At 61.0% G+C, this 19475-nt stretch carries 20 protein-coding genes and 2 pseudogenes; 6 read left to right on the top strand and 16 right to left on the bottom strand.

Translation table 11 applies throughout. The features are described from left to right. The 8 genes and pseudogenes from EP867_RS16765 to EP867_RS16800 all read right to left on the bottom strand — a co-directional run. Positions 1-117: pseudogene (locus EP867_RS16765) on the bottom strand (hypothetical protein); the annotation flags it as partial. Positions 118-129: 12 nt separating this feature from the next. Then, positions 130-1089, bottom strand: a complete 960-nt coding sequence (locus EP867_RS16770; protein WP_164888919.1) for an IS110 family RNA-guided transposase — start codon at positions 1087-1089, stop codon at positions 130-132. Positions 1090-1270: 181 nt separating this feature from the next. Continuing rightward, positions 1271-1483 (bottom strand): annotated as a pseudogene (locus tag EP867_RS16775) (transposase); the annotation flags it as partial. A gap of 21 nt (positions 1484-1504) precedes the next feature. Then, positions 1505-2215 carry an IS6-like element ISPpa9 family transposase gene (locus tag EP867_RS16780; RefSeq protein ID WP_026155209.1) on the bottom strand — a complete coding sequence of 237 codons (711 nt, stop codon included), beginning with the start codon at positions 2213-2215 and terminating at the stop codon, positions 1505-1507. 22 nt (positions 2216-2237) lie between these two features. Next, a complete protein-coding gene (locus tag EP867_RS16785; RefSeq protein ID WP_128490621.1) occupies positions 2238-2510 on the bottom strand; it encodes an aldehyde dehydrogenase family protein in 273 nt (90 codons plus the stop codon). Positions 2511-2573: 63 nt separating this feature from the next. Continuing rightward, on the bottom strand, positions 2574-3893 hold the full coding sequence (locus EP867_RS16790) for an aspartate aminotransferase family protein (RefSeq protein ID WP_128490622.1): 1320 nt from the start codon (positions 3891-3893) through the stop codon (positions 2574-2576). A gap of 92 nt (positions 3894-3985) precedes the next feature. Continuing rightward, the gene (locus EP867_RS16795) at positions 3986-5152 is read right to left on the bottom strand and encodes an iron-containing alcohol dehydrogenase (RefSeq protein WP_128490623.1); all 1167 of its coding nucleotides are present in this window, start codon (positions 5150-5152) and stop codon (positions 3986-3988) included. A 62-nt stretch (positions 5153-5214) separates the two neighbouring features. After that, entirely contained in the window at positions 5215-5931 is a 717-nt protein-coding gene (locus tag EP867_RS16800) for a TetR/AcrR family transcriptional regulator (protein WP_128490624.1), read from the bottom strand. A 173-nt stretch (positions 5932-6104) separates the two neighbouring features. On the opposite strand from EP867_RS16800, the gene EP867_RS16805 reads away from it, so the two are divergent. The 4 genes from EP867_RS16805 to EP867_RS16820 are packed head-to-tail and all read left to right on the top strand — an operon-like array spanning position 6105 to position 9139. Continuing rightward, positions 6105-6548, top strand: coding sequence for a MaoC family dehydratase (locus EP867_RS16805; RefSeq protein ID WP_128490625.1), 444 nt, complete (start codon positions 6105-6107; stop codon positions 6546-6548). Further along, positions 6548-7462 carry an SDR family NAD(P)-dependent oxidoreductase gene (locus EP867_RS16810; RefSeq protein ID WP_128490626.1) on the top strand — a complete coding sequence of 305 codons (915 nt, stop codon included), beginning with the start codon at positions 6548-6550 and terminating at the stop codon, positions 7460-7462. Before EP867_RS16805 ends, EP867_RS16810 begins: the two co-directional genes overlap by 1 nt. Positions 7463-7465: 3 nt before the next feature. Then, a complete protein-coding gene (locus tag EP867_RS16815) occupies positions 7466-7921 on the top strand; it encodes an acyl-CoA thioesterase (protein ID WP_128490627.1) in 456 nt (151 codons plus the stop codon). A gap of 15 nt (positions 7922-7936) precedes the next feature. After that, a complete protein-coding gene (locus EP867_RS16820) occupies positions 7937-9139 on the top strand; it encodes an acetyl-CoA C-acyltransferase (RefSeq protein WP_128490628.1) in 1203 nt (400 codons plus the stop codon). An 80-nt stretch (positions 9140-9219) separates the two neighbouring features. On the opposite strand, the gene EP867_RS16825 is transcribed toward EP867_RS16820, so the two are convergent. From EP867_RS16825 to EP867_RS16855, 7 genes are all read right to left on the bottom strand, one after another. Beyond that, positions 9220-9708 carry a thioesterase family protein gene (locus EP867_RS16825; protein ID WP_128490629.1) on the bottom strand — a complete coding sequence of 163 codons (489 nt, stop codon included), beginning with the start codon at positions 9706-9708 and terminating at the stop codon, positions 9220-9222. After that, positions 9705-10673 carry a branched-chain amino acid ABC transporter permease gene (locus EP867_RS16830; protein ID WP_128490630.1) on the bottom strand — a complete coding sequence of 323 codons (969 nt, stop codon included), beginning with the start codon at positions 10671-10673 and terminating at the stop codon, positions 9705-9707. Before EP867_RS16830 ends, EP867_RS16825 begins: the two co-directional genes overlap by 4 nt. Position 10674: 1 nt before the next feature. After that, the gene (locus EP867_RS16835; protein WP_128490631.1) at positions 10675-11562 is read right to left on the bottom strand and encodes a branched-chain amino acid ABC transporter permease; all 888 of its coding nucleotides are present in this window, start codon (positions 11560-11562) and stop codon (positions 10675-10677) included. 4 nt (positions 11563-11566) lie between these two features. Beyond that, positions 11567-12322 (bottom strand): ABC transporter ATP-binding protein, encoded by a 756-nt coding sequence (locus EP867_RS16840; protein WP_128490632.1) that lies wholly within the window; start codon positions 12320-12322, stop codon positions 11567-11569. Continuing rightward, positions 12309-13106 (bottom strand): ABC transporter ATP-binding protein, encoded by a 798-nt coding sequence (locus EP867_RS16845; protein ID WP_128490633.1) that lies wholly within the window; start codon positions 13104-13106, stop codon positions 12309-12311. Before EP867_RS16845 ends, EP867_RS16840 begins: the two co-directional genes overlap by 14 nt. Positions 13107-13117: 11 nt before the next feature. Next, entirely contained in the window at positions 13118-14320 is a 1203-nt protein-coding gene (locus EP867_RS16850) for an ABC transporter substrate-binding protein (protein WP_128490634.1), read from the bottom strand. A 71-nt stretch (positions 14321-14391) separates the two neighbouring features. Further along, complete coding sequence (locus tag EP867_RS16855; protein WP_128490635.1) at positions 14392-15129, bottom strand: enoyl-CoA hydratase/isomerase family protein; 738 nt, start codon at positions 15127-15129, stop codon at positions 14392-14394. 174 nt (positions 15130-15303) lie between these two features. Between EP867_RS16855 and EP867_RS16860 the strand changes: the two genes are divergently transcribed. Next, a complete protein-coding gene (locus EP867_RS16860; protein WP_128490636.1) occupies positions 15304-16914 on the top strand; it encodes an AMP-binding protein in 1611 nt (536 codons plus the stop codon). A gap of 33 nt (positions 16915-16947) precedes the next feature. Continuing rightward, complete coding sequence (locus EP867_RS16865) at positions 16948-18525, top strand: aldehyde dehydrogenase family protein (protein ID WP_128490637.1); 1578 nt, start codon at positions 16948-16950, stop codon at positions 18523-18525. A 344-nt stretch (positions 18526-18869) separates the two neighbouring features. Here the strand turns inward: EP867_RS16865 and EP867_RS16870 are convergent, their stop codons facing one another. After that, on the bottom strand, positions 18870-19391 hold the full coding sequence (locus EP867_RS16870; RefSeq protein WP_380050167.1) for an IS110 family RNA-guided transposase: 522 nt from the start codon (positions 19389-19391) through the stop codon (positions 18870-18872). Positions 19392-19475 lie beyond the last annotated feature (84 nt).

Below are 19475 nucleotides of genomic sequence, written 5' to 3' on the forward strand. Positions count from 1 at the left end.
CGTCAGAAGCCATTCCACGCCTTCTTCTCCGATCCGCTTCCGCCAGCGGGTCAAAGACGAGGGGTCAATCGGCGGGCGGTGCTGGAAGAACACCTCGCCGGTGAAATGCTGGTAATAGCAACTGTATTTCTAGGCTGGCTGAAAATCCCATTTTCGGTCGTATTTGCACATGGACGCCACGATGCCGAGCAACTTTCTGGCAACGGCAATTATGACGACTTTATGGGGTTTTCCTGCCGCTTTCATCTTTTGGGCGACGAGTTTCATACGTGGGTTAAACCGGCTAGCGACCAAGGCTGCTTGGTAGAGGATATGGCGCAGGGTTTGCCTGCCGCCTCTGATACTACGCTTCCCTTTAAAGGCTCCGCTTTCATTGGCCATGGGCGCAAGACCTGCCAAAGCCGCAGCCTGCTCAACCGATATTTCTCCCAATTCTGGCAGTTCAGAGATCAGCATAGCGGTGGTGACATCTCCAAGGCCCGGCACTGATTGCAACAAGTCAGCACGTCGTGCCAAGAGCTGATCTGAGGCGATCACCTGCGAGATGCGCTGCTCAACTTGGCGCACCTGGGCCGCTAAGAGCGCCAGAAGGTCTTTGTCTTGGGCTGAGAACATCTCATCAATCCCTTGCCGTTTTTGCCCTTTCATCATCACCAGATGTCTGCGGCGCAAATCGACAAGCTGTATCCGCTTAGAATTTAAGGCTCTGAGATCCCGTAGTTTTTGCGCAGGCAACCGCCGCCCCGACGTCGGCCTAAACACAAAGAAGCGCGCGATCATTTCTGCGTCCATCTGATCGGTTTTGGCCCGCATGCCGAAAGCTTTTGTGAACCACTTCACCTGTGCGGGCGGCACTTGAAAAGCCGCAACACCTTGGGCCTCAAGATGCGCCCAAAGCGGCCATTCCATACCGCCGGTCGCCTCAAAGCACACCGTGGCGCCATATCCTTTGGCCAAAGTTGCCAGCTGAGCATGACCTAAGTCGGTATTGCGAAAGCGCCCGCGCTTGCCATCGAAAAGGCTGTGAAAATCCAACCAATCGCGAGAAACATCTATGCCAATTACGGTATGTGGCTCTATCATAATCATCTCTCTTTCTTCTGTGCGCGGTCCAAAACTGGCCGCAATCAACTGTCCGAGACCATGAGATAGAGAGGCGGGCCGACCGTCTATTAACATCGCTTAAGCGATCAGGGTTCCTCGTTGTGCCCACCCCGCCAGCAGTCTGGCCGGACTGCTGGCGGAGAAATCATAACCCAGAACCAATACAGAAGGGGTTCTCGACCCACCGGGCCACCACCGCCTCATCCGACAATCGAAAGGCGTGCTGCAGATAGAGCAGGCCTGCCACCAGCCTCGGCGGTGTCGCTGGCCGACCGCGGTGGGACGGAAAGAAACCAGACCATTCCCGCTCGAACACTTCCCAGTCGATCATACCGGCCAGTTTCAGCGGCATTGCCAAGTTGGGTGATTGTGGGCGCAAAGGGGGGCGAAGCGTGAGCGCTTATGCGTTCATCTCGAGCGCATAGTCGTTCCACAGGCTGAAGGCGTCAGCCCGTGCGTGGCGGTATGAAGATGCGGTGAGACGATAGCGGCGGGGACGGAAGAGGGTGTTGATCTGGTCATGGGCGGCGAGGAATCTCTGCGCCTGTCGTTGGGACTTGAAGCGTCCCATGATCTTCTCTCGCCGTCGCGTTGGTCTGTGTGAGCCCTCGACCAGGTTGTTCAGCCCCTTGTGTGCCCTGTGGTCGGCGTCGGGAGCCAGGTTCCGGATTGGCTTGAAGTAGCTGCGCAGCTTGTCGGTGATCATCACACGCGGCTGGCCGAATTGCGCGATGAGCCTTGCCAGAAAGCGCCTCGCGGCTCTGGCGTTCCGGCGGGTTTGCACGAGGATGTCGAGCGTGTGGCCATTGGCGTCAACCGCCCGCCAGAGCCAGTGTTTCCTGCCGCGTATCGGGATGACGACCTCGTCCAGATGCCACTTGTCCGACGGCCCCGGCCTATCGCGCCGGATGCAGGTGGCAAACTGCGCGCCAAAGCGGTTAACCCAAAGCCTGATGCTCTCGCGGCTGACGATCACGCCGCGCTCTGCCAGAAGGTCCTCGACGTCAGCCCCGCTCAGGGCGAAGCGGTGATATGCCCAGACGGCGTAGGCAATGATCTCACGGGGAAAGCGAAACCCCTTCAGGCGCGGCATGGATGATGGCGTTTTCATCCGAGATCCTGTAGCAGGCGCTTCACGACACAACAACTTGGCAATGCCGATCGAACCACTTGCGCAGGATCGCCGAGCGTTCCTTGGCAGAGCGACGCGCCCACGGGCGGAAGGCTGCGTTGGCGTGGCCGATGACGTCTTCAACTTCCTGTGCCGACATCGACGGAATGCGGGCAATAACGTCACCGGTTGCCGGATTGGTTACGTCGACCGTCTTGCCTGATTGCGCCCCGACCCATTTGCCGTTGACGAGGCACTTGTCGATCAGAAGGCTAGGATCTTTCAAAGGTAGCATGACGATCTCGCAATCAGGGAAGGAAGGGCAAAGCTTTTCGGCGACCGCGGTGAGATCTCGGGTTCAAACTTCCGAAAGCTTCGGCAGTGCACGGGCGAATGCTGCGATGATCTCGTCGATGTCACCAAAGGTCATTGGCGTCGAGAAACAGACGAGGCCGTTGGCAGCGATAATGACGCCCTCGTCGAACAACAGGCGAGCCAGGGCTGCAACCTTCTTCGCACCGTCGGCGCCTGCCAGCACCGTGGAGCGGAAGTCGGAAAGCTCTGCCTTGTTCAAGTGAATGCGGCGCAGCGAGGCCATACCCGTTACCTGCGCCTCGGTAACGAGTTCCTCGAAGAGGGCGGTGATTTTCGTTTCGAAGCGGTCGCCGAGCGCCTCGAGATGAGCAAAAGCCTCCGACGTCAGGGCTTCCATCGCGGCAATGCCAGCTATCATCGACATAGGGTTGGCGCTGAAGGTGCCGCCATGCTGCACTTTCGGTGCGCCGTTCGACGGGTCGTAGACGGCCATCACGTCCTTGCGGCCGGCAACTGCGCCGATCGGGAAACCACCGCCAATGATTTTGCCGAGCGCAGTGACATCAGGATTGATTCCATAGCGCCCCTGCGCGCCGCTATAGCCGAGGCGGAAGGTGATCACCTCGTCGAAGATGAGGAGAGCGCCGATCTCTTTGGTCACGCGGCGCAGCATCTCGAGAAATTCCGGCGTTGCCGGAACCAGACCGGCGCGGTTCGGCATAACGTCGATCAGCACGCCTGCAAGGTCGTTGCCCTTGGCGCCCAGGATCTTCTCGCCTAGCTCAACATTGTTGAACGGAATGATGACGACGTCGTCGAGCACGCCCTGCGGGGTTCCGGCGGCGGTCGGAACAGGGTTCGGGGCGTCCACGTCTCCCCAGTTCTCCGGCCGCGCCTCCTGGCTGGTCTCCACGACATCATACGCGCCGTGATAAGCGCCTTCGCACTTGGCGATCTTGGCGCGGCCCGTAAACGCACGTGCGACCTTCACGGCATTCATGACCGCTTCGGTGCCGGAGTTGCAGTAGCGGACATGCTCAACCGACGGCAGGCGTTCGACCAAGATTTCAGAGAGCCTTACCTCGCCCGGCGTCGCCATGCCGAAGCTGAAGCCTTTCTCCAGTTGTTCCCGCGCAGCCGCCTTGATCGCCTCGGAGCCGTAGCCGTGGATCAACGAGGTGAAGTTGCCGACGGCGTCGATGCGGCTGTTGCCGTCGATGTCGATGATCCGGCAGCCCTCGCCGCGTTCAGCATAGATCTGATGGGGCGTACGAAAGACCGTGTGTCGCGTGTTGCCGGCCGGCATGACGTGCTTGGCACGTTCATAGAGAGCCACCGACTTTGACGTCCCGAAAGTGCTCATGAATTCCTCCCCACGGACTGATAGGGTCCGTGCGAACGAGGCGCTGTCCTCGTTCGCCTCCTCAGCCGGAACTGCTGCCCGTTTTTTGGCTATCAGAAGGCCGCGCGATAAAGCGCGAGCGCGTCCGCTTCTGTCACTTCCACCGGATTGTTGCCGAGTAGGCGCGTTTGCAGCATTGCGTCGGCTGCAAGCTGCGGTAGCATTTCCTCGGCAACGCCCGCGTCGCGCAGGCGGCGCGGTGCACCCGACGCATCCATCAGTTCGATCAATCGCTTCACGAAAGCGTTCGCCTTGGCCTCGCAACCGGCGTCCTGCGCGACATCTGCGCCGACAGGGCTTGCAAGTTCCGCATAAAGCGGTGCCGCCGCCTTCATGTTGAACTCTAGCACCGGCTGCAGCATCAGCGCGTTCGAAAGCCCGTGCGGGATGTGATAGCGGCCGCCGAGCGGATAGGCGAGCGCATGCACCGCCGCGACCGGAGCATTGGCGAAGGCCTGGCCAGCGAGCAGCGCGCCGATCAGCATTGCCTCGCGCGCCGCGCGGTCTGCGCCGTTCTTGCAGGCAGCGACGAGGTTCGACGACAGGAGCCGCAGCGCCTCGCGAGCAGCCGCATCCGACAACGGGTTCTTCTTGTGCTTGCTGGTGTAGGCTTCGATCGCATGCACCATTGCGTCGATACCCGTCGCAGCGGTGTGCAGCGCGGGCAGACCAACCGTGAGTTCTGCATCGAGCAGCACCCGGTCAGCATAGAGCTGGTCGGAAACGACACCCATCTTCGAATGGTCCGGGCGGGTCAGGATGGTGATGTTGGTGACTTCAGAGCCAGTTCCGGCAGTCGTTGGCACCTGCACGAGCGGCAGGCGCGCGCCCTGCACGTTGCCGATGCCGTAGAGCTCAGAGAGCTGCTGCTCGCTGACCAACATGACGGCGGCGAGCTTGGCGACGTCCATGGACGAGCCACCGCCGATGCCAATGACGATGTCCGCGCCGGCTGCGCGCCCTTGGGCGACGCAGTCAAGAAGCACCTGCTCGGGCGGATCCGCGACCACCGCGTCGAACACGGTGACCTTGAAGCCGGCCGAGGCAAGCGACGACTTGGCGGGTTCCAGAACGCCCGCCTTATGCAGGCCGCCATCGGTTACGATCAATAGGTTGCGAGCAGGAAACCAGCTGCTGAGGAGTTCGCCTTGTTTTGCGGCGCCGCCCCACTCGACGTGAATCTGCCCAACTGTGGTGAAGGAAAACGGCATCGAAGTCATGGCTGCATTCCCTGGATATCCCGGCTGCTGCCGGACAAAAGTTTCTGAAGAAGATTGTGGCGTCAGACGATGCCCTCGACCTGGCGTTTCGCCAGCTCGCGAGCGATCTCCTGCTTGTGTTCCAGCGTTTCACCGGCGCGCGGGCGGTACCAGATGGCGGTCCAGTTGACCGCGCCCAGCATGCCCTTGACGGCGATGGAGGCGTTCTCGGCGCGAATGCTGCCGTCCTCCTGGCCGCGGTGGAACACGTCGATGAACAGGCGCTCGAAGTCGCCGCGGATCGCCATGATCTCGTCCAGCACTTGGCGCTGCGCGAGGGTGGTGGCGCCCAGACGATGCATGTGAACGCCCTGCACAACGACCGCGAGGTAGGCGATGTTCTGCAGCATTGTCAGGGCATGCGCCTCCAGCATCGCGTTCAACGTCGCGCGGCCAGTACTTCCGGTCTGCATAGCTGCGTGAACTGCTTCGTTGAGGCGGCGCATACCTTCGCGGTGGACGTCGAAGAACAGATCGGTCTTGGAACGGTAATAGTGATAGATGCGTCCCTTGGTAGCTCCGAGGCGACGCGCGACGTCATCGATGCTCGCGCCCTGGAAGCCCATTTCCATGAAGCACTGAGCGGCAACATCGAGAATGTCGATGTTGTTATCGACAGTCTCCCCATCGGCCTTGTTCCGCCGCGCGCGGGTCGGGCGGCGCGGTCGGCCAGCCTCCACGAGAGCTTCAGCTTCGCTCAGTTCGCGCTTATCACCCGCTTCAAGCCGCGCGATGACCATCAATTCCTCCAAAGACTTTTTCTCGTGCATATCAGCGGATTTGCATGAGGGACGCAATTGCCCAGCGCCGAACAGTTGCTGCGCGAAACGCTAGACGCCCACCATTAAACATACTACTGGGTATGTTGCAATTGTCGATTCCGCGGCAGGCGTTGAAGGAGTGGAAAATCCAGATGAATGAACTGACCCGCCAGAGCGAACCGTTGATCTCTGAATGGATCACCGTCGATCAGCCGTTCGTGGACAGATTCGCCGATGCGATCCTGGATCATCAGTTCATTCACGTGGAGCCAGAGCGCGCTAAGGCCGAAGGCCCCTATGGCGGGACGATCGCCCATGGCTTTCTGTCGCTGTCGCTGCTGACCCATTTCACGCACAGCGCCCTGCCCCTGCCAGCCGCCGGGGTCGTCGAGGTGAACTACGGCTTCGACAAGATCCGTTTCCTCGCGCCGGTTCCTGTCGGATCGCGCCTGCGTGGCAGGTTTACGCTCGTCGCTGAAGAGCCGAAGGGCTGCGGCAAGCTCCGTCGTTTCGCCGTGGAAGTCGAAGTCGAAGGGATGCAGAAGCCGGCCGTCATCGCGGAATGGCTGGTTCTGGTTGTGGAAGGAGAAAACTAATGGCCGTCAGCTTCAAGGATCAGGTTGCAATCGTCACCGGCGCTGGCGGCGGGCTCGGCCGCTCGCATGCGTTGATGCTCGCCGCGCACGGTGCGGCAGTCGTTGTGAACGACTTTGGCGGAGCGCGTGACGGCACCGGAGGATCAACCGCAGCCGCCGATGCGGTTGTGCGCGAGATTAAGGAAGCGGGCGGTCGCGCCATTGCCGATGGCGGCAACGTCACCTCTGAAGCCGACATGCAGGCGATGGTGGAGCGCACGCTGAAGGAATTCGGCCGCGTCGATGTCCTCATGAACAATGCAGGCATCTTGCGCGATAGGACCTTCGCGAAAGTGACGATCGAGGATTTCCGCGCCGTGGTCGACGTGCACCTGATGGGCACGGCAATCGCGTCCAAGGCGGTGTGGGGCGTGATGCGCGAGCAAAACTACGGCCGCATCCTGGTGACGTCGTCTACTTCCGGCGCCTACGGCAATTTCGGTCAGTCCAACTACGGCGCGGCCAAGATGGCGCTGATCGGCCTGATGAACACGTTGCACCTTGAGGGTGCGAAGTATGGAATTCATGTGAATGCCATCCTCCCGACGGCAGCCACCCGCATGACCGGCGATATGATGAGTGAGGAGATGCTGCAGATGCTTGCTCCTGAACTTGTCTCGCCGGCTGCGGTGTGGCTCGTGAGCCGGGAAGCGCCATCGCGCACCGCGCTTTTGGCAGGTGCTGGCACGGTTGCGCGCCTCGCCGTCGTCGAAAGTGAGGGCATCTGCTTTGCCGGCAAGTCGCTGACGCCGGATGATGTCGCCGCAAACTTCGACCGGATCGCCGACATCTCGTCGCCGATCGAGCCGGCAGAAGGCTTGCGCCACGTCGATCGCATTATCGAGAACGCCCGGAAAGCCCTCGGCCAGGCCTGACAGATGAACGAACGCCTCTATCCCCTTCCCCGCAGCGCCTATTCTTGGAACCAGGAAACCGTGCTGCAGTGGGAGGACTGTGACATCTACGGTCACGTCAACAACGTGGCCTACCTGAAATACTTCGACACTGCCCTGAACATGGCGCTGATCGATTACGGGGCTCTGGATCTTTCACAGGAAGCGACCGACCCGATCGGCCTGGTGGTCAAGAACGGCGCCGAGTTCTTCAGCGAGATCAACTTCCCGACCCGGCTTTGGGTCGGAGCGCGGGTGGAGAAGGTTGGACGTACCAGCCTCACGTGGGGTTTTGGCCTCTTCTCTGCCGGAGAGGAACTCTGCGCTGCGCGCGGTACTTATGTGCATGTCTATGTGGACCGGCAAACGCGCCGGCCAATCGAACTGACCGACAAGCTTCTTGCCTGCGCCAAGGCGCTGGCGGCGCCTGACGACAACTGATTTTGGGAGAAGCAGATGAGAGAAGCAGTAATTGTCTCCACCGCGCGCACGCCGATCGGCAAGGCGTATCGCGGCGCGTTCAACGCGACGACCGCGCCGCGCCTGATCGGTCATGCGATCGAGCACGCGGTCAAACGGGCTGACGTCGACCCGGCCGAAATCGAGGATGTTGTCGTCGGTGCAGCTCTGCAGCAAGGCACGACGCACATGAACATCGCCCGCACCGGCCTGCTGCGTGCCGGACTGCCGGTCACGGTGCCAGGTCAGAGCGTTGACCGCCAGTGCGCCTCTGGCCTGATGGCGATCGCGATTGCCGCCAAGCAGATCATTTCCGACGGTATGCAGATCACGATCGGTGGCGGCGTTGAGCAGATCTCGCTGGTGCAGAATGCGCAGATGAACATCAGCAACTGGCGCGATCCCTGGATCGACGCCAAGCTCCCTCAGACTTACATGTCGATGCTGGAAACGGCGGAGATCGTGGCAGACCGCTACGGCGTCAGCCGCGACGCGCAGGACGAATACGCCCTGCAGTCGCAACAGCGCACCGCCGCCGCACAGGCAGCCGGCCGCTTCGATGACGAAATTGTGCCGCTGACGACGATCATGCAGGTGACCGACAAGTCAACCGGTGAGGTGTCAGAGAAGGAAATCACCCTTGCCAAGGACGAGGGTAACCGTCCGGAGACAACGCTCGAAAGCCTCACCAACCTCAAGCCTGTTTTCCGCGACGGCCAGCGCATTGCCGAAGGCCGCTTCATCACGGCCGGCAATGCCTCGCAGCTATCCGACGGTGCGTCGGCCTCGGTGCTGATGGAGCGCAGTGAAGCTGAAAAGCGCGGCCTTGCGCCACTCGGCCTCTATCGCGGGATCTCCGTCGCGGGCGTTGGCCCGGAGGAAATGGGCATCGGGCCAATTCCCGCCGTTCGCAAGCTCCTCGCCCAGCACAACCTTAAGGTCGCGGACATCGGCCTTTGGGAACTGAACGAGGCCTTTTCGGCGCAAGTCATACCTTCCCGAGATCAGCTGGGCATCCCGAACGAACTTCTCAACGTCGACGGTGGTGCCATCTCAATCGGTCATCCCTACGGCATGTCGGGTGCACGCATGGTCGGCCATGCGCTGATCGAGGGTAAGCGCCGTGGCGCTCGCTACGTTGTCGTCACGATGTGCGTTGGTGGCGGCATGGGCGCCGCGGGACTGTTTGAAGTGCTCTGACACCGTTTGTGCAACAGACATGAAAGAAGGCCGGTTGAGCGATCCACCGGCCTTCTCTTTGTCAGTTCGCCTTATGCGGATTATCGCCCAAGGCCGATCCGCTTGTCGATATGGGCGAGCGGCAGGATTGTGGCTCCAGCTTCAGCGGCCTTCACGATGCGAATTGCCATGTCGTCCGGGAATGCAGCGGCCTTTGGCTGTCCGGACGCGCGGGAGACGTGCAATTGCACCTGTTCGTTCCAGGCCAGCAGGTTGCCGTCGCTGTCATGCATTTCGATGTAAAGATGCATGCGCTTGGTGTCTGCAGCCAGAACATGGAGGGTGAACTCCAGCGCCATGCCTTGGTGGCATTCGCGCTGGTAGCCGATGCGCATGTCGAGCGTGTACAGCGTGGCAGACGTCGCATCCCGGTACGCCCGGTCGATGCCGATTACGTCCATGAACGCCGTTACGGTCTGCGAAAAGGCGATCGCATAGGCGAAGTCGCCCATATGACCATTGTAGTCGACCCATTCCGGACGGACGACATCCGCCCGGCTAAAGGTTGCGGCAGCGCGAAGGTCCGTCATCCCCTGCGACGCTCCAGCAAATTCAGAATCTCGCCGACGACTCCGCGACGGAACAGAAGCACGCAGACCATGAACGTGCCGCCAAGCACCATCGTCACCGGCAGGCCGGAAGTGGCGAGGAAGTTCTGCATTCCGATGAGGATACCCGCCCCCACGACAGGACCGGCCAACGAGCCGATACCGCCGATCAGCGTCATCAAAATGACCTCACCGGACATTTGCCAGGCAACGTCTGCGAGCGTGGCGAACTGGAACAGCAGCGCCTTCAGTGCGCCGGCAAGGCCAGTGAGCCCCGCCGACATGACGAACGCTGCCAGCTTGAAACGCTGGACCGAGTAGCCGAGAGAGATGGTACGAGGCTCGTTCTCGCGGATGGCGCGCAGGATCTGTCCGAACGGCGAATTGACGATGCGCCAGATGAGGACAAGGGAAAGCACAGTAACCGCTGCGATGAAATAGTAGAGGTTCATCGTCTCGTTGAGATCGATGATCCCGAACAGGTGGCCGCGCGAAAAGCCCTGAATGCCGTCCTCGCCGTTGGTGAACGGCGCCTGCAGGCAGAAGAAGTAGAACATCTGCGCCATCGCGAGCGTGATCATCGCGAAGTAGATGCCCTGACGTCGAATTGCGACCGCGCCAATGATGAGGCCAAGCACGATTGCGGCGGCAACGCCCGCGAGAATCGCGAATTCGGGCGTCACTTGCCAAACCTTCAGGGCGTGTGCGGTCACATAGGCAGCACCGCCGAAGAAGGCGGCATGGCCGAAGGAGAGCAGACCCGTGTAGCCGAGAAGGAGGTTGAACGCTGCTGCGAACAGGACGAAGCAAAGCAGCTTCATCACGAAGATTGGGTAGAAGAAGGCTGGCAGGATCGCGAGGACCAGGATCAGAGCCGCGAAGGTGAGCGCAGGAACCGGGCTCTTGTGGGTCGGCATGACGATGGTGTCGGCGTGTTTCGCGGACATGTCAGCTGTCCTTTCCGAAAAGACCGGCCGGGCGCAGCAGGAGCACGATGGCCATGATGACGAAGACAACGATGTTGGCGGCCTCGGGGTAGAAAACCTTGCACAGGCCTTCGACGATGCCGAGCATATAGCCGGTGACGATCGCGCCGAGGATTGAGCCCATGCCGCCGATAACGACGACCGCGAAAACGATGATGATGAGGTTCGAGCCCATCAGCGGGCTAACCTGGAACAGCGGCGCAGCAAGCACGCCGGCTACGCCAGCCAGCGCACAGCCGAAGCCGTAGGTTAGCGTCAGCAGTAAGGGCACATTGACGCCGAAGGCTTGCACCAACGTCGAATTCTCGGTTGCTGCGCGCAGGTAAGCGCCGATCTTGGTCTTCTCGATGATTGCCCATGTGCCGAGGCACACGACCAGCGAGGCGACGACGACCCAACCGCGATAGTTCGGTAGCATCATAAAGCCGATGTTGGTGGCACCGCGCAGCGCCTCAGGCGCTGCGAAGGGCTGGCCAGATGTGCCGAAGTAGTGACGGAAGCCGCCTTCAAGAAGCAGGGCCAGGCCGAAGGTGAAAAGCAGACCGTAAAGATGGTCGAGGCCGTAGAGCGCGCGCAGCATCGTGCGTTCGATCACCATCCCGACCACCGCGACGATCAGCGGCGCGAGAAACAAAGCGCCCCAGTAGCCGATGCCGGCATAGTTGAGCAGCATCCAGGCCGCGAAGGCGCCCAGCATGTAGAACGCGCCGTGGGCGAAATTGACAATGCGCAACAAGCCAAAGATCACTGCAAGGCCAAGTGACAGCAGCGCATAGAAAGAACCGTTGATCAGGCCGATCAGAAGCTGGCCCGTCAGGACGGGCAGAGCCACTCCGAAAATTGTGGTCATGGTCTCACACCCCCAGGGCCGTATTGAGTGCCTCGGTGCGTGCAGGCAGTTCCGAGACCGTGAAACTGTCGATCACCTGACCGTGGTCCATCACGTAGAAATGGTCGGCGATACGCGACGCAAAGCGGAAGTTCTGCTCGACGAGCAACACACTGACGCCGTGGGTCTTGAGCACCTTCAGCACTTCGCCGATCCGCTCGACGATCACCGGAGCAAGGCCCTCGGTCGGCTCGTCCAGCAAGATCAGGCGCACGCCGGTGCGCAGGATGCGGGCAATCGCAAGCATCTGCTGCTCGCCACCGGAAAGCTTTGTGCCAGGGCTGCCGCGACGCTCGAAGAGGTTCGGGAAGATCTCGTAGATCTTCTCAATGCTCATGCCGCCCTTGGCAACAACCGGCGGCAGGGTCAGGTTTTCCTCCACCGTGAGGCTGGCGAAGATGCCGCGCTCTTCGGGAACGAAACCAAGACCAGCATGCGCGATGCGGTGCAATGGCACGCGCATGATCGACTTCTGCTCGAACTCGACCTCGCCCTTTCGCTTGCGGATAATGCCCATTATGGCGCGCAGCGTCGTCGTCTTGCCGACGCCGTTGCGGCCAAGCAGCGTGACGGTCTCGCCGGGGTAAACGTCGAGGTCGACACCGTGCAGCGCATGGCTCTCGCCGTACCAGGCTTCGAGCTTGCGCACTTTAAGCTGCGGTGCCGCGCCGCCGCCGCGCGCAACCGTTGCAGGCGCAGTCAGCGTATCAGTGGCTGTCATCTTCGGAACCCATGTATGCTTCGCGCACGCGCGGATCGGCGCTGACGGTCGCGTAGTCGCCGCGCGCCAGAATCTCGCCCCGCTGCAGCACGGTGATGTCGTCGCCAATGTCTCCGACGACCTTGAGATTGTGCTCGACCATCACGAGAGCGCAGTCGCGGGAGACAGTTTTGATGAGCTTTGCCATGTGTTCGACGTCCTCCTGGCCCATACCGGCCAGTGGTTCGTCGAGGAGAAGGACGCGTGGCTCGAGAGCCAGAGTCGTCGCGATTTCGAGCGCGCGCTTGCGCCCGTAGGAAAGGTTGTTGGCGCGCAACTGTGCCATGTCGGCAAGCCCAACGCGGTCCAGCAACTCCATCGCCTGCCGGTTGAGCCGGTCGAGGCTGATCAGCGAGCGCCAGAATTGGCGGGACATGTTGTTGGGCCGCTGCAGGGCAACGCGGACGTTGTCCAGCAACGTCATGTCGCCAAACGTGGCAGAGATCTGGAACGACCTGACCATGCCCATCCGCGCCACGCTGGCCGGATCCATCGCCGTGATGTCGGTCCCATCGAGCACGATGCGACCCTCAGTTGGCTTGAGGAACTTGGTCAACAGGTTGAACACGGTACTCTTGCCGGCGCCGTTGGGGCCGATCAGCGCATGGATCCGGCCGTGGCACACGTCCAAGTCGACGTTGTTGACGGCAGTAAACGGTCCGAAGCGCTTGGTCAGCCCCCGTGCCGAAAGTACGGCACGGGGTGCGCCAGCATCGGCAGGAGCCGCAGCTGGATTATTGGTCATGGTCGCTGGGATCACTTCTTGACGAGCGGGCAAGTGCTGTTTTCGAGCGAAGCGAATGCTTCTTTGCCCGGGATCGTGGCGAGAACCTCGTAGAGATCGCCTTCAGAGGTGGACTCCGACGGCTTCTTCACACGCACGAGGAACATGTCATGGACCACGCGGCCATCTTCACGCAGGTATGCGTTGCGGTTGAAGAAGTCGTTGATGTCCATGCCGCGCATGGCTTCCATCACCTTCGAGCCGCTCTTGGCCTGACCGGCAGCTTCTGCAGCCTTCAGATAGTTCATGACGGACGAGTAGACGCCGGCGTGAACCATGGTCGGCTTCTTGCCTCCCATGCGCTCGCTATAGCGCGCGGACCATTCGCGGGTCGCATCGTCCATGTCCCAGTAGAAGGCGGTGGTGAGCGTCAGGTCCTGCGCGATGTCGAGACCTACGCCTTGGACGTCGGTCAGGAACAGCAGCATGCCCGCGACTTTCTGGCCAGCCTCGGTGATGCCGAATTCCTGCATCTGCTTGAGCGCAGTCATCGTGTCGCCCGACGAGTTGGCGAGCGCGATCACGTCTGCGCCAGACGCCTGTGCCTGCAGGATGTAGGATGAGAAGTCGGTGGTTTCGCGCGGATGGCGGACGGAACCGATGACTTCACCGCCTGCAGCGGTGACAGCCTGCGTGGTGTCAGCCTCAAGCGCATGGCCGAAGGTGTAGTCGACGGTGATGAAGTACCACTTCTTTGCGCCACCCTGCGTCAGCGCTCTGCCGGTCCCGTTAGCCAGCGCGTAGGTATCCCAGGTCCACTGCGCCGTCGACGCCGAACAGGCTTCGGCGGTCAGAGCGGACGAGCCAGCGGTCGAGATCAGGAAAGCGGTGTCCTTCTGGCGGGTGATTTCCTGCACAGCCATAGCAACCGACGAGGTCGGCACGTCGACAAGGGCGACAACATTCTGCTCATCGATCCAGGTGCGTGCCAGCGTCGAGCCGATATCCGGCTTGTTCTGGTGGTCGCCGACGATGACCTCGATGCCCTCTCCCAGCAGCTTGCCACCAAAATCCTCGACGGCCATCTGCGCGGCCACAACCGAGCCCTGACCAGAAAGGTCGTAGTTCATGCCGGACATGTCCGTCAGAACGCCAATTCGGTAAGGCTCCGCGAAAGCGGCGGCGGCGGTCAGCGTAAACACGCTCGACAGAATAATGGTCTTCAGATTCTTCATTCTAATGCTCCTCCTTGATGCACAGACGTGCGTAGTCCCCGGCTGCCGCGCTCGCGCCCTACCCCCAGTGATTATTTGCGGCCGGCTTCTTCTAGAAGACGTCGCGATAGGTAGAACTGATCGGCTTCGCTCCATCCCGCCCAGTTCTGGCGGGCATGCCCGTCAATGGCGGACTTGGTCATGCGCAGGGCAAGCGCAGGAACTTCGGCAAGTTCCGCCGCCCATGCCCAAGCAGCGGTGACCGCGGCGCCGTCATCCACAATGCGATCGCAAAGACCAAGCGACAGAGCCTCCTCTGGGCCGATCTTCTCGTCACAGAAAAGGACACGCTTGGCGCGCGACGACCCCAGACGCTCGACGAGGAGCGGCAAGCCCCCCCACCCGAGCGTCATGCCGAGCCGCACTTCGGGAAAGCTCAGGTAAGATGATGAACCCATCACGCGAAAATCTGCCGTCAGCGCCAAGATGGCTCCGCCACCGATCGCCGGCCCCTCGATTGCTGCGATCACGGCCTGTGGCACCTGCCGCCAGGCATCAGTCATACGCCCGCCGGCATTCATTGCCTGCGCGCGTTCTACATCGCCAGCACCCGTCTTCCAAAGCTCCTCGTCCTTAAGGTCCACCCCGGCAGCGAATATCGCAGCGGCACCCGTAAGGACAACAGCGTCAACGTCGACCCGTTGCCCCACAGCACTAGCGGCCGACTCCAAGCCCGCAATGAGCTCAGAATTCAGAGCGTTCGCCTTTCCGCCTCGGTCGAAACGAACGGTCGCCACCTTGCCCTCAACGGACGTCGATACTGCCGACATATGGCCTCCCTGCCCCTCCCAACGCGCGGTTCCTAACAAACCGCTTTGACATACTACCGAGTATGTTGCATACCTATTTTCAGGATTGCAAGGCATATTTTCGTCGGGCAGATAGCCACTGGGGAGGAGCCCAGTAGCTGTGAAAATGCTCTGAGGCCTTCGGAAGGAGAGGACATGACGACCGGTACAGTCTGCGCATCGGATCCGGCACTCGACCGCAACCGTGCGGTGCTCCGCTACATCTTGGAGACCTATGCGGCCGAGCGGCCCGAGGCTCCGTTTGTTCAGTTCTGGCCGGGCGACGAGTGGAGCTACGGCGAGACGCTACGGCGCGTACGCCTTCGCGCAACCACGCTTGCCCGCGCTGGCGTGAAGCGCGGCGATCACGTCCTTTGCATGATGGGCAACGGGCCTGACCTGCTCTGCACCTGGTTCGCCATCAACTATCTCGGTGCCGTTTACGTACCGATCAATACGGCTGCGCGCGGCCGTGTCCTCGAGCACATTCTTGATGACGCCGACGCGCCTCTTCTCGTTGCTGCTGCCTCGCTGGTCGAGCGTTTGGGCGAGGTCTCTCCGGGCAAAGTGAAGACCGTGCTGGTCGTGGAAGGCGAAGCGCAGGCGGTTGCGGGCCTCGATGTACGCATGCTGGAAGACCCGGTCGAGGAAGAGGCGAGCCTTCTCGAACTCTCCAGCCCGATCGAGCCGTGGGATCTCCACGCGATCATGTACACCTCCGGCACGACCGGGAATGCAAAGGGCGTGATGAGCAGCTACACGCAGCTTTATACGATGGGCCCGGATGCGTTTGACTGCGTCGAGGAAGACGATCGTTGCATGATCTGCGGCCCGATCTTCCACTGCGGCTCGACGCTCTACGTCTATGCGATGCTCGCGCGTGGCCTTTCCATCGGCATGACGCGCGAGTTCAAGACAGGCACCTTCTGGCAGGCCGTGCGCGAGACCGGTTCGACCTACTGCCTGCTGCTTGGCGTGATGGCGAGCTTCCTGCTGAAGCAACCGCCGTCATCTGACGACAAGAACCATCCGCTGCGCCGCGCATTCATCACGCCATTCGGCGAAGACGGCCCGCTGTTTGCCGAGCGTTTTGGCGTCGACGCGTGGACCATCTACAACATGACCGAAATTTCGTCGCCGATGGTCGCGGGCCCTGGCATCACGGCCAAGGGCATCGCCGGCAAGCCGCGGCCCTGGTATGAGATGCGCATCGTCGACGAAAACGACATCGAGGTTCCGGACGGTCAGGTTGGCGAGCTCATTGTGCGTACCCACCGTCCATGGGCGCTGATGCGCGGTTACTACAACAATCCGAAAGCCACGGTTGAAGCGATGCGAAACGGCTGGTTCCATACCGGAGACGGATTTCGTCGCGAGAAGGACGGAACCTACTTCTTCGTCGACCGCCTCAAGGACGTGATCCGTCGCCGGGGGGAGAATATTTCGTCCTTCGCCCTGGAAAACGAGGTTCTGAACATTGCGGCCATCCGCGAGTGCGCTGCAGTCGCGGTGCCCTCCGAGTTCAGTGAAGACGAGGTGCTTATTTTCGTGACGCCGGTTGAAGGGGCGACCATCGACCCGGTAGCGGTTACCGAGGAACTGACCAAGACGCTGCCGCAATTCATGGTGCCGCGCTACATCCGTATCCTCGACGAACTTCCAAAGACCGCATCCGGCAAGGTGCAGAAGCATATCCTTCGCTCTGCTGGTGTTACGCCCGACACGTTCGACCGTACCACTCAGGCCCCAGCGCGCGTCAGCGCCTAAGCGCCGCCAAGTAGCTCGACCGAGGATTTTCGCATGTCCCAGAACGCATTACCGCGCGTCACATATTCCAACATCCAGGCCGATTTTTCCGGCGTCCATGACCTCCTCGATACCGTGATCGCAAAGGTACGTGCCGAGGTGCTCGGCAAGGCTTGGCCGCACCGCATCGGTGGCGAGGATGTAGCCGCCGGCGATATCTACGACGCTGTCTCGCCGATAGACAACCGGATCCTGCTGGGTCGCTTCCACCGCGCCGATGCAGCAGTCGTCGACCGCGCCGTCGCCGCCGCACGTGCGGCGCAAAAGTCGTGGAGCGCTATGCCATGGCAGGACCGCCTCGTAGCGATACGCCACTTTGCCGACCAGTTGGAAAACGAGAAATTCCAGCTCGCCGCTGCCTGCCTAATTGAGGTCGGCAAGTCCCGCCTTGAGGCGATGGGTGAGGCCGAAGAGGCGATCGACTTGGTGCGCTACTACGCATCGCAGATGGAGGAGAACAACGGCTTCGTCCGCCCGCTGCAGCGCGCCTTCGACAATGAGGAGACCAGCGATCGGCTGCGCCCCTATGGCGTCTTCGGCGTCATCGCGCCGTTCAACTTCCCGCTGGCATTGTCGGTCGGCATGCTGTCGAGCGCGCTGATCGCTGGCAACACAGTGGTCTACAAGCCGAGTGAATTTGCTGGACTGACCGGCGCCCTCATCATGCGCGCAGCCGATGCAGCCGGGCTTCCAGCTGGCGTCCTCAACATGATCCGTGGCGATGGCAGCGCAGGACAGGCGATGATCGATCATCAGGGCTTCGACGGCTTTGCCTTTACCGGCAGCCACAAGGTTGGTTCCGATATGCTGCGCAAGGTCGCGAGCGGTGTCTTCAACCGTCCGGTCATCGCCGAGATGGGCGGCAAGAACCCGACCTATGTCGCAGCTTCCGCCGATGTCGAGCGCGCAGCACAGGGCATGATGCGTTCAGCCTTCGGCCTGCAGGGCCAGAAATGCTCGGCCGGTTCCAAGGTCTACGTCCATACCAGCATCCGGGATGCCTTTGTTGAGAGACTGGTCGCACTGACGAAATCGATCCGCATTGGAGATCCGAGGGGCCGCGACATCTTCATGGGACCGGTGATCAATGAGGCCGCCTTCCGCCGATTCGAGCAGGCATGCAGCAACGCGGAGCGCGATGGACACATCCTTGCAGGCGGGAACCGGCTTACGGGCGGGATCTACGACCACGGCTTTTATGTCGAACCGACCATCGTCGACAGCCTTCCAGCCGACCATCCGCTCAATCGCGACGAACTGTTTTTACCATTCCTAACGGTTCAGGTCTTTGACGACCTTCAAGCGGCAATCGCCGACGGCAACGCCGTCGCCTATGGCCTCACTGCCGGCTGCTACGCGAGCGATCAAGCGGAGATCGACCTTTTCCTGGACCGTGCCCAAGCAGGCGCCCTCTACGTCAACCGCGTCAGCGGCGCTACCACGGGTGCCTGGCCGGGCATCCAGACCTTCTGCGGCTGGAAAGGCTCAGGCTTATCGGGCAAAGGCGGCCTCGGGCCCTTCTACCTACCTCAATTTATGCGTGAACAGAGCCATACGATCTGGAAGGGTTGAGTATGCGGGCACGTAGACGTGTTTTCGATGAAAAGAACACACAAAGAACATAGGCTGAATAGCTTCGGCATTTAGCAACTTCTGTGGTTGCCGCCCATTGTGCAAGGCCTGTTCTCTTGGGGCAGGTGATCGAGTGCGGTCTTCTGTCAGGCCTGTATGTGCGGCAATTTTCAGAAGCCGCTGGCCGGGATGGTGATCAGCGAAGCGGGTCCACATCTGTGTCTCGAGCTCGATTGCTCGCAGTTGCTATCTGGTTTTCCCGATCCGGATCGTTTCGATCTTTTGCCCATGGAGTCGTCGGCTTCTTACACCTCTTTACCCTGTACCGAATGCGTGCGTTACGTTCAGTCTCTAGCCGCAGCGGTCACAGGGATCCTGTAGTCCTGTTGTTTTGTCATCATTGCCCAGATGGCGCGCGCCATTTTGTTAGCCAGGGCAATCGCTACCAACATGCGCGGCTTTCTTGCCAGCATCCGTTCCAGCCAGGAACCTTGCGGGATACGTGAACGTCCCAGCCAGTTTAGCCGAGACATGGCACCGGTGATAAGGAGACGCCTGATATCAGCCTGACCTGCTTTTGTAATCCGTCCCAATCGCTCCTTACCTCCGGAAGAGTGCTGACGCGGAACAAGTCCCAGCCAGGCGGCGAAGTCGCGACCACGCCTGAAGGTTTTCATGTCCGGTGCGAAAGCGTCAAATGCCAGTGCTGTGATTGGGCCCACCCCCGGCACGGTCTGCAGGCGCCTCGCCGCCTCAGTGCCATCCGCCAGCTGGTGTGCCTTCTTAGTTTTCTCGTCGATACGGGTCGTTTGTTCTGCGATTTGATCCAGAAGATCTCTGCATTCCTCGCGGACGAGCCGAGGGATCGCTCCTTCATCTGCGTCGAGGGCATTGCCAAGTTGTTGTGTAGTGAAGCCCCTGCTACAGGATTTCGAATGAAAATGCCATCA

Source organism: Falsigemmobacter intermedius, assembly GCF_004054105.1.
In the GTDB taxonomy this organism is placed as follows: domain Bacteria; phylum Pseudomonadota; class Alphaproteobacteria; order Rhodobacterales; family Rhodobacteraceae; genus Wagnerdoeblera; species Wagnerdoeblera intermedia.